General features: G+C 65.2%; 16 protein-coding genes. 9 read left to right on the plus strand and 7 right to left on the minus strand.

What is annotated here, in order from left to right; genetic code table 11:
* Positions 1-80: 80 nt before the first annotated feature.
* From fmt to SA190iCDA_RS02525, 4 genes are all read left to right on the plus strand, one after another.
* Positions 81-1,022: a methionyl-tRNA formyltransferase gene (fmt, locus tag SA190iCDA_RS02510; protein WP_070884835.1), complete on the plus strand. Its 942-nt coding sequence runs from the start codon at positions 81-83 to the stop codon at positions 1,020-1,022.
* The gene (rsmB, locus tag SA190iCDA_RS02515; protein ID WP_070884836.1) at positions 1,019-2,335 is read left to right on the plus strand and encodes a 16S rRNA (cytosine(967)-C(5))-methyltransferase RsmB; all 1,317 of its coding nucleotides are present in this window, start codon (positions 1,019-1,021) and stop codon (positions 2,333-2,335) included. The genes fmt and rsmB overlap by 4 nt, the downstream gene beginning before the upstream one ends.
* Entirely contained in the window at positions 2,332-3,705 is a 1,374-nt protein-coding gene (gene trkA, locus SA190iCDA_RS02520) for a Trk system potassium transporter TrkA (protein WP_070884837.1), read from the plus strand. The genes rsmB and trkA overlap by 4 nt, the downstream gene beginning before the upstream one ends.
* A gap of 71 nt (positions 3,706-3,776) precedes the next feature.
* The gene (locus tag SA190iCDA_RS02525; RefSeq protein WP_070884838.1) at positions 3,777-4,094 is read left to right on the plus strand and encodes a tetratricopeptide repeat protein; all 318 of its coding nucleotides are present in this window, start codon (positions 3,777-3,779) and stop codon (positions 4,092-4,094) included.
* A gap of 22 nt (positions 4,095-4,116) precedes the next feature.
* Here SA190iCDA_RS02525 and SA190iCDA_RS02530 read toward each other — a convergent pair whose 3' ends face one another.
* Positions 4,117-5,016: a LysR family transcriptional regulator gene (locus SA190iCDA_RS02530; protein WP_070884839.1), complete on the minus strand. Its 900-nt coding sequence runs from the start codon at positions 5,014-5,016 to the stop codon at positions 4,117-4,119.
* A 172-nt stretch (positions 5,017-5,188) separates the two neighbouring features.
* Here SA190iCDA_RS02530 and SA190iCDA_RS02535 point away from each other — a divergent pair, with 172 nt between their 5' ends.
* A complete protein-coding gene (locus tag SA190iCDA_RS02535; protein WP_070884840.1) occupies positions 5,189-6,478 on the plus strand; it encodes an MFS transporter in 1,290 nt (429 codons plus the stop codon).
* A 72-nt stretch (positions 6,479-6,550) separates the two neighbouring features.
* Here SA190iCDA_RS02535 and SA190iCDA_RS02540 read toward each other — a convergent pair whose 3' ends face one another.
* Positions 6,551-7,201: a 7-cyano-7-deazaguanine/7-aminomethyl-7-deazaguanine transporter gene (locus tag SA190iCDA_RS02540; RefSeq protein ID WP_070884841.1), complete on the minus strand. Its 651-nt coding sequence runs from the start codon at positions 7,199-7,201 to the stop codon at positions 6,551-6,553.
* Between the two features lie 291 nt (positions 7,202-7,492).
* Positions 7,493-8,035, minus strand: a complete 543-nt coding sequence (locus SA190iCDA_RS02545) for a C40 family peptidase (RefSeq protein ID WP_070884842.1) — start codon at positions 8,033-8,035, stop codon at positions 7,493-7,495.
* A gap of 247 nt (positions 8,036-8,282) precedes the next feature.
* Here SA190iCDA_RS02545 and choX point away from each other — a divergent pair, with 247 nt between their 5' ends.
* Entirely contained in the window at positions 8,283-9,209 is a 927-nt protein-coding gene (gene choX, locus SA190iCDA_RS02550) for a choline ABC transporter substrate-binding protein (protein WP_070884843.1), read from the plus strand.
* A gap of 29 nt (positions 9,210-9,238) precedes the next feature.
* Here choX and SA190iCDA_RS02555 read toward each other — a convergent pair whose 3' ends face one another.
* The 4 genes from SA190iCDA_RS02555 to SA190iCDA_RS02570 all read right to left on the minus strand — a co-directional run bounded on the left by SA190iCDA_RS02555 (position 9,239) and on the right by SA190iCDA_RS02570 (position 11,751).
* The gene (locus tag SA190iCDA_RS02555) at positions 9,239-9,505 is read right to left on the minus strand and encodes a PilZ domain-containing protein (RefSeq protein ID WP_070884844.1); all 267 of its coding nucleotides are present in this window, start codon (positions 9,503-9,505) and stop codon (positions 9,239-9,241) included.
* A gap of 96 nt (positions 9,506-9,601) precedes the next feature.
* Positions 9,602-10,489: a lysophospholipid acyltransferase gene (locus SA190iCDA_RS02560; protein WP_070884845.1), complete on the minus strand. Its 888-nt coding sequence runs from the start codon at positions 10,487-10,489 to the stop codon at positions 9,602-9,604.
* Between the two features lie 87 nt (positions 10,490-10,576).
* Positions 10,577-11,191 (minus strand): pyridoxamine 5'-phosphate oxidase family protein, encoded by a 615-nt coding sequence (locus SA190iCDA_RS02565; protein WP_070884846.1) that lies wholly within the window; start codon positions 11,189-11,191, stop codon positions 10,577-10,579.
* Positions 11,188-11,751 (minus strand): DNA-3-methyladenine glycosylase I, encoded by a 564-nt coding sequence (locus SA190iCDA_RS02570; protein WP_070885253.1) that lies wholly within the window; start codon positions 11,749-11,751, stop codon positions 11,188-11,190. Before SA190iCDA_RS02570 ends, SA190iCDA_RS02565 begins: the two co-directional genes overlap by 4 nt.
* A gap of 327 nt (positions 11,752-12,078) precedes the next feature.
* Between SA190iCDA_RS02570 and glyQ the strand changes: the two genes are divergently transcribed.
* From glyQ to gmhB, 3 genes are all read left to right on the plus strand, one after another.
* Positions 12,079-13,026: a glycine--tRNA ligase subunit alpha gene (gene glyQ / locus SA190iCDA_RS02575; protein WP_070884847.1), complete on the plus strand. Its 948-nt coding sequence runs from the start codon at positions 12,079-12,081 to the stop codon at positions 13,024-13,026.
* Positions 13,023-15,077: a glycine--tRNA ligase subunit beta gene (gene glyS, locus SA190iCDA_RS02580; RefSeq protein ID WP_070884848.1), complete on the plus strand. Its 2,055-nt coding sequence runs from the start codon at positions 13,023-13,025 to the stop codon at positions 15,075-15,077. The genes glyQ and glyS overlap by 4 nt, the downstream gene beginning before the upstream one ends.
* A 75-nt stretch (positions 15,078-15,152) precedes the next feature.
* Entirely contained in the window at positions 15,153-15,683 is a 531-nt protein-coding gene (gmhB, locus tag SA190iCDA_RS02585; RefSeq protein ID WP_070884849.1) for a D-glycero-beta-D-manno-heptose 1,7-bisphosphate 7-phosphatase, read from the plus strand.
* Positions 15,684-15,716 lie beyond the last annotated feature (33 nt).

The following is a 15,716-nucleotide window of genomic DNA, read 5'->3' on the forward strand; positions in this document are numbered from 1 at the left end:
CTCGGCCCACAGCAAAGGCTTGCCGCGGCAAGCCTTTTGTTTTTTCAGCGCTCTCAATCTGCCCGTTACAGCGAGACCCCATGACCGAAGCTCTGCGTATCGTATTCGCCGGCACCCCGGAATTCGCCGCCGCCCACCTCAAGGCGCTGCTCGACACGCCGCACCAGATCGTCGCGGTCTACACCCAGCCGGATCGCCCGGCCGGCCGTGGCCAGAAGCTGATGCCCAGCCCGGTCAAGCAGCTCGCTGTGGAACACGCCATCCCGGTGCTGCAGCCGCCGAGCCTCAAGGATGCCGCTGCGCAAGCCGAACTGGCGGCGCTGGAGCCGGACCTGCTGGTGGTGGTCGCCTACGGTTTGATCCTGCCCCAGGCGGTGCTGGATATTCCGCGCTTCGGCTGCATCAACAGCCACGCCTCCCTGCTGCCGCGCTGGCGTGGTGCGGCGCCGATCCAGCGCGCCGTGCAGGCCGGTGATGCCGAGAGCGGCGTGACCGTGATGCAAATGGAGGCCGGCCTGGATACCGGGCCGATGCTGCTCAAGGTGCGCACGCCGATCTCGGCCTCCGACACCGGCGGCAGCCTGCACGACCGCTTGGCCGAGCTCGGCCCGCCGGCGGTGATCGAAGCCATCGCCGGCCTGGCCAGCGGCACCCTGATGGGCGAAGTGCAGGACGATGCCCAGGCCAACTACGCCCACAAGCTCAACAAGGATGAGGCGCGTATCGACTGGAGCCGCCCGGCCATTGATCTGGAGCGGCTGATCCGCGCCTTCAACCCCTGGCCGATCTGCCACAGCACCCTGAACGACGCGCCACTCAAGGTCTTGGCCGCCTGTATCGGCGAAGGCCAGGGCCAGCCCGGGGCAATTCTCGCCGCCAGCAAGGACGGCCTGACCGTCGCCTGCGGCACTGGCGCCCTGCTGCTCACCCGCCTGCAACTGCCCGGCGGCAAGGCGCTGAACTTCAGCGACCTGTACAACAGCCGCCGCGAGCAGTTCGCCGTCGGCACGGTGCTGGCATGAACCCCAGGCTGGCAGCGGCCCGTGCCCTGGCCGCGGTGCTCGAAGGCAAGGCGTCGCTGGGCACCAGCCTGCCGCCGCTGCTCGACCGGGTCGAGGCCCGCGACCGTGGCCTGGCCCAGGATCTGGCCTTTGGCGCCGCGCGCTGGCAACCACGCCTGGCGCTGATCGCCGACAAGCTGCTGCGCAAACCCTTCAAGGAGGGCGACCGCGACCTCGAAGCGCTGCTGCTGGTCGGCCTCTACCAGCTGTTCTACACCCGTATCCCGGCCCATGCGGCGATCGGCGAGACGGTGGGCTGCGTCGACAAGCTGAAGAAGACCTCGGCCAAGGGCCTGCTCAACGCCGTGCTGCGCAATGCCCAGCGCGACAGCGAAAACATTCTGGCCGAACTGGACCGCGACCCAGTGCTGCACACCGCCCATCCGCGCTGGCTGCAAAAGCAGCTCAAGGCCTCCTGGCCCGAGCACTGGCAGGCCATCTGCGCGGCCAACAATGCCCATCCGCCGCTGATCCTGCGGGTCAACCGGCGCCATGGCAGCCGCGACGACTACCTGGCGCGCCTGCACCAGGCCGGTTTCGAGGCCGAACCCTGCACCTTCAGCAGCGATGGCATCCGCCTCTTGCAGGCCTGCGACGTGACGCTGCTGCCGGGCTTCGCCGAGGGCCACGTGAGCGTGCAGGACGAGGCCGCGCAACTGGCTGCCGAGCTGCTGCAACTGGCGCCCGGCCAGCGTGTGCTGGATGCCTGTGCAGCGCCCGGCGGCAAGACCTGCCACCTGCTCGAGACCGAGTCGGGTTTGAGCGAAGTGGTCGCCGTGGACCTGGAAGCCAAGCGCCTGGCGCGGGTGCGCGAGAATCTCGACCGCCTGGGCCTTGATGCCACGCTGATCGCCGCCGATGGCCGCGATACCGCTACCTGGTGGGACGGCAAGCCGTTCCAGCGCATCCTGCTCGACGCGCCCTGCTCGGCCACCGGCGTAATCCGCCGCCACCCGGACATCAAGCTGACCCGCAAGGCCGATGACATTCCCGCCCTGGCCACCCTGCAAGGCGAACTGCTCGACGCCCTGTGGTCGGCCCTGGAAGTTGGCGGCATTCTGCTCTACGCCACCTGCTCGACCCTGCCGATGGAAAACACCGAGGTCATCGGCGCGTTTCTCGAACGCACGCCGGACGCGCGCGAGCTGGATATCAGCGGCCCGTTCGGCCTCAAGCAACCCCATGGCCGCCAGCTGCTCGCCCAGCAGGACGGCCATGATGGCTTCTACTATGCCAAGCTGATCAAGATCGCAGCCGCTGGAGCAACCCGATGAAGATCATCATCCTCGGCGCCGGCCAGGTCGGCGGCACCCTGGCCGAACACCTGGCCAGCGAAGCCAACGACATCACCGTGGTGGACACCGACGGTGATCGCCTGCGCGCCCTGAGCGATCGCCTGGACATCCGCACGGTGCAGGGCAAGGGCTCGTTTCCCACCGTGCTGCGCCAGGCCGGTGCCGACGACGCCGACATGCTGGTGGCGGTGACCAACAGCGATGAAGTCAACATGATCGCCTGCCAGGTGGCCTACACCCTCTATCACACGCCGACCAAGATCGCCCGGGTGCGCGAACCGGCCTACCTGACCCGCACCGGCCTGTTCGACAACGAAGCCATCCCCATCGACGTGCTGATCAGCCCCGAGCAGGTAGTCACCAACTACATCAAGCGCCTGATCGAATACCCCGGCGCCTTGCAGGTCATCGACTTCGCCGAAGGCAAGGCGCAACTGGTAGCGGTACGCGCCTACTACGGCGGCCCGCTGGTTGGCCAGCAGCTGCGCCAGTTGCGTGAACACATGCCCAAGGTCGACACCCGGGTGGCGGCAATCTTCCGCCGTGACCGGGCGATCATGCCCCAGGGCGATACCGTCATCGAGGCCGACGACGAAGTGTTCTTCATCGCCGCCAAGGCCGATATCCGCGCGGTGATGAGCGAGATGCGCCGCCTCGAGGAAGGCTACAAGCGAGTGGTCATCGCTGGCGGCGGCAATATCGGTGAGCGCCTGGCCGAAGCCATCGAAAGCCGTTACCAGGTCAAGATCATCGAGATGAACCCGGCGCGCTGCCGCTACCTTTCCGAGAACCTGCAAAGCGCCATCGTGCTGCACGGCAGCTCGTCCGACCGCGACCTGCTGGTGGAAGAGAACATCAAGGACGCCGACATCTTCCTGGCCCTGACCAATGACGACGAGGCCAACATCATGTCCTCGCTGCTGGCCAAGCGCCTGGGTGCGCGCAAGGTGATGACGCTGATCAACAACCCGGCCTACGTCGACCTGATCCAGGGCGGCGAGATCGACATCGCCATCAGCCCGCAACTGGCCACCATCGGCAGCCTGCTGGCCCACGTGCGCCGCGGTGACATCGAGAGCGTGCACTCGCTGCGCCGTGGCGTTGCCGAAGCCCTGGAAGTCATCGCCCACGGTGATGCACGTTCGAGCAAGGTGGTCGGCAAGGCCATCAAGGACATCTCGCTGCCGTCGGGTACCACCATCGGCGCGATCATCCGCGATGAACAGGTGCTGATCGCCCACGACGTCACGGTGATCGAATCCGGCGACCACGTGATCCTGTTCCTGATGGACAAGAAACACATCCGCGACGTGGAACGGCTGTTCCAGGTCGGCCTGACGTTTTTTTGAGCCGCAAGGCCTCAAGCGCTTTACTTGCAGCTTGAGGCTTGCCGTTTGAAGCTGCCGACGAAGGAGCCCTCATGAGTACCGACGCACTGGAAAAGATGCTCGCCAAGGGTGTGGATAACTCGCTGTTGCGCTTCGGCCTGGGCAAGGGTTATCTGGATGCAGGCGATGCCGCCAGGGCCGCCGGACACCTGCAGCGCTGCGTCGAGCACGACCCGCAGTATTCCGCGGCGTGGAAGCTGCTCGGCAAGGCCCAGCAAACCGCCGGCAACCCCGACGCGGCGCGCAGCGCCTGGCAACAGGGTATCCGGGCTGCCCAGGCCAAGGGCGACAAGCAGGCGGAAAAGGAAATGGCCGTGTTTCTTCGCAAGCTGGATAAAGCCGCTCAATAGACCATAGCCCAGGTCACTGAGGCTACTTGAGCGCCTGCACCTCGCGGGTCAGCAGGTCGATGAAAGCCTGGGCCAGGGGCGAGCGTTCCTGGCGCCGCTTGACCAGCCACACCGCAGTGGTGGCCTCGGCATCGGTCAGGGTGCGGAACACCACGCCATCGATGCGGATGCGCCGAAACGATGCCGGCAGCACCGATACGCCGAGCCCCGCGGCCACCAGCCCGATGATGGTCAGAGCCTCGTGGGCCTCCTGGCTGATGCGCGGGGTGAAGCCGGCCTGGCGGGCCAGACTGAACAGTTGGCCGTACAGGCCGGTGCCATAGCTACGCGCAAAGAACACGAATGGCTGGTCCGCCAGCTCGGCCAGCGCCAGCCCGCCATCCTGTTCACCAGCCAGCGGATGCCCGGCATGCAGCAGCGCCACCAGCGGCTCGCTGAGCAGCTCCACGGCGTCCAGCTCGGCGGACAGTTCCAGCGGGCGAATCATGCCGATCTGCAGCTTCTTCTCCATCAGCGCCTGGCAGACCTGGCTGCTGGTCATTTCCTGCAGGTCCAGGTGCACGGCCGGAAACGCCTGGCGAAAGGCGAACACCGCCCGGGGAATGATCGACACGAAGGGTGCCGAGGCGGTGAAGCCGATCTGCAGCTCGCCGATTTCGCCCTGCTCGGCGCGGCGCACCACGTCCACCGACTTGCTGACCTGGGCCAGGGTCTGCCGCGTCTCCTCGAGAAACAGCCGCCCGGCATCGGTGAGCGCCACGTGGCGGTTGCTGCGCTCGAACAGGCGCACCCCCAGTTCCTGCTCCAATGCCTGGATCTGCTGGCTCAGCGGCGGCTGGGAAATGCCCAGCAGGTCGGCAGCGCGGCCAAAGTGCAGCTCTTCGGCGACCGCTACGAAATAGCGCAGGTGGCGCAGCTCCATACCCACTCCAATAGGTCGAGAAACATATCGATCATGTCGAATATTATATTGGAAAGAACTTGCCCGCCTATTTATCCTGGCCCCATTCCCAATAACAACAACCACCCGTGCTGGCCGGCGCCAGCGCACGCGGCGGCGTTTTGCCTGGGAAAAGTACAGCCAAGAGGAAGTGATGAGTCAGCCTGTTCCACACGCACCGGACGAGTGTGTCAGCCCCGCAAACGAGGAACCTGCCCCGCGCGGCGCTCCACTGGAGCCCACCTATGTCCAGAAGGGCACCCGCGCCTTTCTGCGTACTCTTCTCGCCATGTGCAGCGGCGGCTTCGCCACCTTCGCGCTGCTCTATTGCGTGCAGCCGATGATGCCGATGCTGGCGCAGCAGTTCGCGCTCAGCGCGGCGCAGAGCAGCCTGGTTCTCTCCGTTTCCACCATCACCCTGGCCGTGGGCCTGTTGATAACCGGGCCGCTGTCCGATGCCCTCGGGCGCAAGCCGGTGATGGTGGTGTCGCTGCTCGCCGCCGCCCTGTTCACCGTTGGCAGCGCGCTGATGCCGACCTGGGAAGGCGTACTGCTGATGCGTGCGCTGGTCGGCCTGGCACTCAGCGGCCTGGCCGCCGTGGCCATGAGCTACCTGAGCGAGGAAATCGACCCGCTGCACCTGGGCCTGGCCATGGGCGTATACATCGGCGGTAACGCCATCGGGGGCATGAGCGGCCGCCTGCTCAGCGGCGTGCTGGTGGACTTCATGTCCTGGCACGCGGTGCTCGGCACCCTCGGTGGCCTGGGCCTGCTGGCCGGCGCGGCGTTCTGGCGTCTGTTGCCCGAGTCACGCAACTTCCGCCCCCGCTCGCTGCGCCCGCGCAGCCTGCTGCAGGGCTACACCCTGCAGTTCCGCGATGCCGGCCTGCCATGGCTGTTCCTGCAAGGCTTCCTGCTGATGGGCGCCTTCGTGACCCTGTTCAACTACATCGGTTACCGGCTGATCGAGGCCCCCTTCAAGCTCGACCAGACCAGTATCGGCCTGCTGTCGATCGTCTACCTGTCGGGCATCTACAGCTCCGCGCAGGTGGGCGCCCTGGCCGACAAGCTGGGCCGTCGCAAGGTGCTCTGGGCGGTGATCGGTCTGATGCTCACCGGCCTGGCGCTGACCCTGTTCGATGTGCTGCCGGTGATCCTGGTCGGCATGCTGCTGTTCACCTTCGGCTTCTTCGGCGCCCACTCGGTGTCGAGCAGCTGGATTGGCCGCCGGGCCACCCAGGCCAAGGGCCAGGCGTCGTCGCTGTACCTGTTCTGCTATTACCTGGGCTCCAGCGTCGCCGGCACCCTGGGCGGGGTGTTCTGGCAGGCCGGTGGCTGGGATGGCCTGGGCCTGTTCATCGGCTCGCTGCTGCTGATCTCCCTGGCCGTGGCCCTGCACCTGTCGCGCCTGCAGGCGTTGCCAATGGCCGCCACATCGCGCTAAGCCAGCCAATCACCCCATGCAAAACGCCGGATGCCCGTGAGGGGGATCCGGCGTTTTTCGTTTGCGGCCGTGTCAGTTCAGCGCGGTGCGCTGCGGCAAGCGCCGCACGATGGCGCCGAGCAGCATGCCGTACAGGGGCACGAACAGGATCAGGCTGATGGTCAGCTTGATCACATAGTCGACCGTGGCGATTTCCACCCAGTTGGCCGCCATGAATGGATCGTCGCTGTGCCAGAAGGCCACCGAGAAGAAGGCGAAGGTATCTAGCAGGTTGCCGAAGACGGTCGAAGCGGTGGGTGCGATCCACCACTGTTTGAGCTGGCGCAGGCGGTCGAATACCTGGATGTCGAGCAGCTGGCCGAGCACGTAGGCCAGAAAGCTGGCCAGGGCGATGCGGAACACGAACAGGTTGAATTCGCCGAGGGCCGCCAGGCCACCAAAGGCGCCTTCATGGAACAGCACCGAGACGATATAGGAGGCGATCAAGGCGGGCACCATCACCCGGGCGATCACCACGCGTGCGGCATGCTTGCCGATCAGGCGGACGGTGAGGTCGGTGGCCAGGAAGATGAACGGGAAGCTGAAGGCGCCCCAGGTGGTGTGCCAGCCGAACAGGGTGATCGGCAGCTGCACCAGGTAGTTGCTGGCGATGATGATGAGGATATGGAATGCGATCAGCGCAGCCAATACGGTGCGGCTGACCGAGGCGGGAAGCAGGGTCATGGGATGTCCTTTTTCGTGAAATGGGGTTAGGGAACCCATTGCCGCAGCCGACATGGCTGCAAGCGGCGCGCAGTGTACTGCCTGGGCTGCCCTGGTGACAGCCCGCCCGGCGGATGAGGAGCTCTTTGATTAGTGATGCATAGAAGGCAAAAGCAGACATTGCTGTTTTACCTGTGGGAACGGGCGGGGACACCCAGTCCATGCCCGTGATTCTTCGCGGGCATGGCCCGCTCCCACAGATACTGCGCGGATGGCTGCTCCCTCTACACCACAGTCGTTTCGCCGACCCTGTCAGCCGTTGCTGGCCAGTTGCGCGCCTTCAGGCATCACCCGACGGGCCAGCTGGAAGTGCTTTTTCCAGTAGCCGTCGCTGAGCTTGTCGATGCGCACGTTGGTGCCACGCCGCGGCGCGTGAATGAAGCGGTCGTTGCCCAGGTAAATGGCCACGTGATCGACGCTGCGCCCACGGATGCGGAAGAACAGCAGGTCGCCCGGCTCCAGATCGCCCTTGGCCACCTTGGGACCATCGACGCGGGAGAGCGCGCGGGAGGTGCGGGGCAGGTCGAGGTCATCGACCTTCTTGAACGCATAGTTGACCAGGCCGCTGCAGTCGAAGCCGTGCTCGAGGCTGGTGCCGCCCCAGCGGTACGGGGTGCCCAGTGCGCTCAGCGCCCGGTTGACAACGGCCTGGGAGGAGTTGGGATCGGCCTTGGTGGGGGCGACGACACGGCTGCTACCGTCCTGCAGATGAACCCAGAAGCTGGCCGAGGCATTGCCAGCTGCAGCACATAAGAGGGTGCCGCCCAAAAACAGAGAAAGGATCTGTTTATTCAATTCGATGACCTTGAAAGAAGACTCAAGCCGCCGCGAATCCCTTCTTGATCAGCCACTTGCAACCTAAATAATGAACTAAAAGAGTGCTCCGCACGTCCCGTGGACGGACAGTTGAAAATTGCCCTGGGTTCATTTTTTCCGCTTTTCGGCGACGAACGGTGCAGGTCAGAAGCCGCCTGACACCGGGCAAGAACCGCCCCTGTATCTGCTAGGGTTACAGCTCCCCTCACGCATCAGGACAATGCCGATGAAGCCACTCAAGACCGTGATCACCGCCAGCCTGCTGGCCCTGAGCGCCAGCCTGTACGCCCAGGCGGAAGACGCCAAATGCGCCAGCGTCAGCCTGGCCGACCCAGGCTGGAGCGATATCGCGGTCACCAACGGCATCGCCAGCCTGCTGCTCGACGGCCTGGGCTACAAACCGCAGACCCGCACCCTGGCGGTGCCGATCATCTTCGCCGGCCTGCAGAAAGGCCAGGTCGACGTGTTTCTCGGCAACTGGATGCCCGCCGGCCAGCATGACTACGAGCGCTACGTGGCCAGCGGGCAGATCGACAAGGTGGTGGAGAACCTCGGCGGCACCGAATACACCCTGGCCGTGCCGACCTACGCTTATGAAGCCGGCGTGAAGGATTTCAACGACCTCGCCAAATTCGCCGACAGGTTCGGCAAGAAGATCTACGGTATCGGCTCGGGCTCGCCCGCCAATGACTACATCCGCCAGATGATCGCCGGCGACGAATTCGGCCTGGGTGACTGGCAGTTGGTGGAGTCCAGCGAGCAGGCCATGCTGGTGCAGGTCGGCCGCGCGGTGAAGCGCGACGTGTTCGTGGTGTTCCTCGGCTGGACGCCGCACCCGATGAACGTGCAGTTCGACATGAGGTACCTCAAGGGCGGCGAGAAGTTCTTCGGCAGCACCGGTTCGGTCAACACCCTGGCAAGCAAGGGCTATGTAGCCGAATGCCCGAACGTGGGCAAACTGCTGACCAACCTGAAATTCACCCAGGAGATGGAAAATACCATCATGGACGACGTGCTCAACCGCAAGGTGGCCAATGCCACGGCGATCCGCAACTGGATCAAGGCCAACCCGCAGGTGCTGGAAGGCTGGCTGGAGGGCGTGAAAACCCGTGATGGCGGTGATGGCCTGGCGGCGGTCAAGGCCAAGCTCTAGTCCGGCGGAGCAGGGCGTCGGCCTTCGGCTCAGTCGCGGATAAAGCGCAGCCCCACGCCATCGGCGCTGACGCGCATGACCTCCATCTCCAGGATCGGCGCCTCGATGGGCAGATCCTGCACCTGGCCGGTCACCCGAGTGCCGGGCTCCAGGTCGGCCAGACTCTCGTGCTTGACGTACACGCCGCCATCGGAAAGATCGCGGGTCTGGGCGACCAGCTCACCGAAGCTCGGGTGGCAGATCTTGATCCGACATTTCATCGGTGTACGGGGATGCTGACGCTGGTTGGCGGACATATCCTGACAGCCTCGGGAAAGATGTGCCCCGTTAATAACCCAAATCGCCGAACCCGCGCCAGCGCAGCGGCGCCGTGTTGCGAGGCGCCGCCGGTTTCAGTACCAGCGCTCTTCGCCCTCGGGGCGTTTCTTGAAGCGCTTCATGCTCCACATGTACTGGCTGGGGTAGGCGCGTACGTACTTCTCGACCACGCCACTCATGGCCGCCACGGCGGTGTAGGTGTCCTCGCTGTACATGCCCTCGGGCGCGGCCTCGAGGATCACCTTGTAACCGGAGCCGTCCTCCAGGCGCAGCGCATGCAGGAACACGCCGACCGCCTTGCCGCCGGCGAGCATGCCCGGCACGAACTTGCTGGTCAGCGCAACGGTGCCGCAGAAGGGCACGAAGATACCGGCCGACAGGCTCGGCTCCGGGTCGGCGGGAATGCCTACGGCGCCGCCCTTGCGCACTTCCTTGATGACGCTGAGGATGCCTTCCTTGGTCGACGGCGCCACACGGTTGCCGAGTTGCACGCGCTGCTCGCGCAGCAGGTCATCGACTGCCTTGAGCTTGGGCGGGCGGTAGAAAATGATCGGTTTGCACTGCGAGCAGTAGAAGTGGTTGAGCACTTCCCAGTTGCCCAGGTGGCTGGTGATGCCGACCACGCCCTTGCCGGAGGCAAGCGCGGCTTCGAGCACTTCCAGGCCCTCGACCTCGCGCACGCGGGCCAGTGACTTGTGGGCCGGCCAGACCCAGGCGCAGGCGCTCTCGGTCAGGGTGCGGCCGATGTCCATCAGGCTGCGGCCGACCAGCCTGTCGTGCTCGGCGGCAGTCAGTTCCGGAAAGCACTTGGCGAGGTTGATGCGCACGACTTCACGGGAGCCGTTGGGCAACTTCCACATCAGCCAGCCGATCATCGCGCCGAGCGACTGCACCGCACGCCAGGGCAGGAGGGCGAACAAGCGCAGGGATCCGACCACCAGCGCGCCTTTGAGCTTTTCCACAAGCAGCTCCCGATAAAAAAGGGCACGTATTGTAACCGTCCGGGGCCGGCCTGACTGTTACATACACGATCAGAAACGACGAAACGTTCAATAAAGCTGGGTTTTCAGCCGTTCCTGCAACTGTTGCTCGTAGGCCTGCACGTCGAACCCGGGGTCCAGTACCGATTTGAGCAGGTCGCCGGCCGATGGCAGGCTGGCCCGCTCGACCTGCCGTTCGACCGCCCACAACCCGGAGCGCACCGCCGCCTTGGAGCACTGGAAGTAGCAGGTGTCGACGTTGATGCGCAGCACGCTGCGCGGCAGCTTGCCTTGCGCCTCGCACAGCGCCAGCAGCTCGGGCTCCAGCGAAATGCTCGCGCGGCCGTTGACCCGGAAGCTTTCGCCCACGCCGGGAATCAGAAACAGCAGCGCCACGTGGGGGTCGTGGAGGATGTTGCGCAGGCTGTCGATGCGGTTGTTGCCGGGGCGGTCCGGCAGCAACAGGGTGCGCTCGTCGAGGATCCGCACGAAACCCGGCGCATCACCCCGTGGCGAACAGTCCAGTCCATCCGGCCCATGGGTGCCCAGCACCACGAACGGCGAAGCCGCCACCAGCGCCTGGTAGGGCGCGCTCAGGTAGCCCAGCTCCTTGCGCAGGGAGCGCTCGTGGGGCACGCCGTAAAGCGCCTCCAGTTGTTCGAGGGTATCGATGGTGGTGCTCATGGCTGCTTCTCCGTTTGCAGTTGTGCGTAGCGATCGCAGTCGCGGGTGTGGTCCATGACCATGCCGGTGGCCTGCATGAAGGCGTAGCAGATGGTCGGGCCGACAAAGGTGAAGCCGGCCTTCTTCAGCGCCTTGCTCATGGCCTCGGCTTCGGGGGTGACCGCCGGCACGTCGCCGCGGCCAGTGAAATGATTGATCTTCGGCTGGCCACCGACGAACGACCAGAGCAGCGCCACCGGATCCTCGAGGCGCAGCCAGGCCTGGGCGTTCTTGCGCGCGGCCTGCAGCTTGAGACGATTGCGGATGATGCCGGGGTCCTGCATCAGGGTGTCGATATAGGCATCGCTCATCGCTGCCAGGCGCTCGGCATCGAAACCGAACAGCACGTCACGGTAGCGCTCGCGTTTCTTCAGTACGGTGATCCACGACAGCCCGGCCTGGGCTCCTTCGAGCAGCAGCATCTCGAACAGGTGCCGGGGATCGCGCGAAGGCACGCCCCATTCCTCGTCGTGATAGGCCTGATACAGCGGATCGTCGTTACACCAGAAACAGCGGGGCATGGCAGTCGGCTCGGTGAGGGGCGAGGGCAGACTATAACCGCGGACCATCGGCGCCTGCAGCCTGGGCGAGACCCGGGAAGCGATATCGGCGCGACCGCCAGGTTTCCCGCCGAAGGGCTGATGACGATTTCGCGCGCATGGTGCGCGCCCACAAAGGCCGGGACGAGTCGCCGCCAGAGGGCTCACCTCTCGCTAGCCTCGCATTCACCGAGGCCGTGCTCTGCGCCGCGGCCGTTTTATCAGGCAAGACGGCGCAGCATGCGGGCTGCGCCTTGCATCGGGTATACTCCCCGGCTTTCTGTCGCAGCCCCAACAGGTGAATTTTTCGTGAGCCAGACAACGCCTGCCGTGCGCACCTTCCAGGACCTGATCCTCGCCCTGCAACAATACTGGGCCGAGCAGGGCTGTGTGGTACTGCAACCCTATGACATGGAAGTGGGTGCCGGTACCTTCCACACCGCCACTTTCCTGCGTGCCATCGGCCCGGAAACCTGGAACGCCGCCTACGTGCAGCCATCGCGCCGGCCGACCGACGGCCGTTACGGCGAGAACCCCAACCGCCTGCAGCACTACTACCAGTTCCAGGTGGTGCTCAAGCCGAATCCGGAAAACTTCCAGGAGCTGTACCTGGGCTCGCTGAAGGCCATCGGCCTCGACCCTGAAGTGCACGACATCCGCTTCGTCGAGGACAACTGGGAATCGCCGACCCTCGGCGCCTGGGGTCTGGGTTGGGAGATCTGGCTCAACGGCATGGAAGTCACCCAGTTCACCTACTTCCAGCAGGTCGGTGGCATCGAGTGCTACCCGGTCACCGGCGAGATCACCTACGGCCTCGAGCGCCTGGCCATGTACCTGCAGGGCGTCGACTCGGTCTACGACCTGGTATGGGCCGACGGCCAGTTCGGCAAGGTCACCTACGGCGACGTGTTCCACCAGAACGAAGTGGAGCAGTCGACCTACAACTTCGAACACGCCAACGTCGACAAGCTGTTCGAGCTGTTCGATTTCTACGAGAGCGAAGCCAACCGCCTGATCGAACTGGAGCTGCCGCTGCCGACCTACGAGATGGTCCTCAAGGCCTCCCACACCTTCAACCTGCTGGATGCCCGCCGCGCCATTTCGGTGACTGCGCGCCAGCAGTACATCCTGCGCGTGCGCACCCTGGCCCGCGCCGTGGCGCAGAGTTATCTGCAGGCCCGGCGCCGCCTGGGCTTCCCGCTCGCCACCGCCGATCTGCGTGATGAAGTACTGGCCAAGCTGGAGGCTGCAGAATGAGTGCGCTCGATTTTCTGGTTGAACTGGGCACCGAAGAGCTGCCACCCAAAGCCCTGAAAACCCTGGGCGAATCCTTTCTCGCCGGTGTCGAGAAAGGCCTCAAGGCCGCCGGCCTGAGCTACCGCGGAGCACGTTACTACGCCGCGCCACGCCGCCTGGCGGTGCTGGTCGAGCAATTGGCCACCGAGCAGCCGGATCGCACCGTCAACCTCGACGGCCCGCCGGTGCAGGCGGCCTTCGATGCCGAGGGTAACCCGACCCAGGCCGCCCTGGGCTTCGCCAAGAAGTGCGGCGTGGAGCTGTCGGCCATCGACCAGAGCGGGCCGAAGCTGAAATTCAGCCAGCACATTCCTGGCCAGCGCGCCTACACGCTACTGCCCGGGATCGTGGAAAACTCCCTGAACGAGCTGCCGATTCCCAAGCGCATGCGCTGGGGTGCCCGCAAGACCGAATTCGTACGCCCGAGCCAGTGGCTGGTGATGCTGTTCGGCGATCAGATCGTCGACTGCGAAATCCTCGCCCAGAAGGCCAACCGTTTCTCCCGCGGCCACCGCTTCCATGCCAACCATGAAGTGCGCATCTCCGCGCCCGCCATGTACGCCCAGGAGCTGCGCACCGCCTACGTGATCGCCGACGTCGCCGAGCGCCGCGAGCAGATCGCCAAGCGCGTCGACCAGTTGGCCGCCGAGCAGCAGGGCACCGCCATCGTGCCGCCGGCGCTGCTCGATGAAGTCAGCGCCCTGGTCGAATGGCCGGTGCCGCTGGTCTGCTCTTTCGAGGAACGTTTCCTGGCGGTGCCCCAGGAAGCGCTGATCACCACCATGCAGGACAACCAGAAGTACTTCTGCCTGCTCGATGTGCACGGCAAGCTGCTGCCGCGCTTCATCACCGTGGCCAATGTCGAGAGCAAGGACCCGGCGCAGATCATCTCCGGCAACGAGAAGGTGGTGCGCCCGCGCCTCACCGACGCCGAGTTCTTCTTCAAGCAGGACAAAAAGCAGCCACTGGAAGCCTTCAACCAGCGCCTGGCCAACGTAGTGTTCCAGGCCCAGCTCGGCACCGTCTACGACAAGGCCCAGCGCGTCTCGGCCCTGGCCGGCTTCATCGCCGGGCGCATCGGCGGCGACGCCAAGCGTGGCGCCCGCGCCGGCCTGCTGAGCAAGTGCGACCTGGCCAGTGAAATGGTCGGCGAGTTTCCGGAGATGCAGGGCATCGCCGGTTATTACTACGCGCTAAACGACGGCGAGCCCGAAGACGTTGCCCTGGCCCTGAACGAGCAGTACATGCCGCGTGGTGCCGGCGCCGAGCTGCCAAGCACCCTGACCGGTGCAGCGGTAGCCCTGGCCGACAAGCTCGACACCCTGGTCGGTATCTTCGGCATCGGCATGCTGCCCACCGGCAGCAAGGACCCCTACGCCCTGCGCCGCGCCGCCCTGGGCGTGCTGCGCATCCTGATCGAAAAGGGCCTGGAGCTCGATCTGGGCGCCACCGTCGAGTTCGCCGTGCGCCAGTACGGCAGCAAGGTCAAGGCCGCCGGCCTGGCCCCGCAGGTGCTGGAGTTCATCTTCGATCGCCTGCGTGCGCGCTACGAAGACGAAGGCGTGGACGTCTCGGTCTACCAGGCCGTGCGTGCAGTGAACCCGATGTCGCCGCTGGACTTCGACCAGCGCGTGCAGGCCGTGCAGGCCTTCCGCACGCTGCCCGAAGCCGAGGCACTGGCCGCTGCCAACAAGCGCGTGTCCAACCTGTTGAGCAAGGCCGACGGCCAGATCGCCAGCAGCATCGAAGCCCACTACTTCGACACGCCGGCAGAGTTCACCCTCAACGCCGCGATCCAGAAGGCCGACAACGCCGTGCAGCCACTGGCGCAGTCGCGTCAGTACCGCGAGGCGCTGGCCCAACTGGCCTCGCTGCGCACGCCGGTGGACAGCTTCTTCGAAGCGGTTCTGGTCAACGCCGAAGATCCCAAGGTACGTGCCAACCGCTATGCGCTGCTGGCGCGTCTGCGTGGCTTGTTCCTGGGTGTCGCCGATATCTCGGTGCTGGGCTAACGCCCAGCAGCGACAAGCTACAAGCTTCAAGCGGCAAGATGTCTGCTTGAAACTTGTAGCTTGAGGCTTGCCACTATGAGGCTGATCATTCTCGACCGCGACGGGGTCATCAACCATGACTCCGACGCCTATATCAAAAGCCTCGAGGAGTGGATTCCGATCCCCGGCTCCATCGAGGCCATCGCTGCGCTGAGCAAGGCGGGCTGGACCGTGGCCGTGGCCACCAACCAGTCCGGCATCGCCCGCGGCTATTACCCGCTGAACGTACTGGAAGCCATGCACGCACGGCTGCGCGAACGGGTGGCGGAGCAGGGCGGTGAAGTCGGCCTGATCGTGCAGTGCCCCCATGGCCCGGACGATGGCTGCGAGTGCCGCAAACCCAAGCCCGGTATGCTGCGCCAGATAGGCGAGCACTACGGCGTACCGTTGAGCGGAATCTGGTTCGTCGGCGACAGCGCCAGTGACCTGGAAACGGCACTGGCCGTCGACTGTCAGCCCGTGCTGGTGAAAACCGGCAAGGGTGAACGCACCCTGGCCAAAGGACTGCCGGCGGGAACGCTGGTATTTGATGACCTGGCAGCCGTGGCTGCCCAGCTTCTCACTTGATAGCGCAGGCTCGACCTGCCACGGTAATTGCTC

The sequence above is a fragment of the Pseudomonas argentinensis genome, from assembly GCF_001839655.2.
GTDB classification, from domain to species: Bacteria; Pseudomonadota; Gammaproteobacteria; order Pseudomonadales; family Pseudomonadaceae; genus Aquipseudomonas; species Aquipseudomonas argentinensis_B.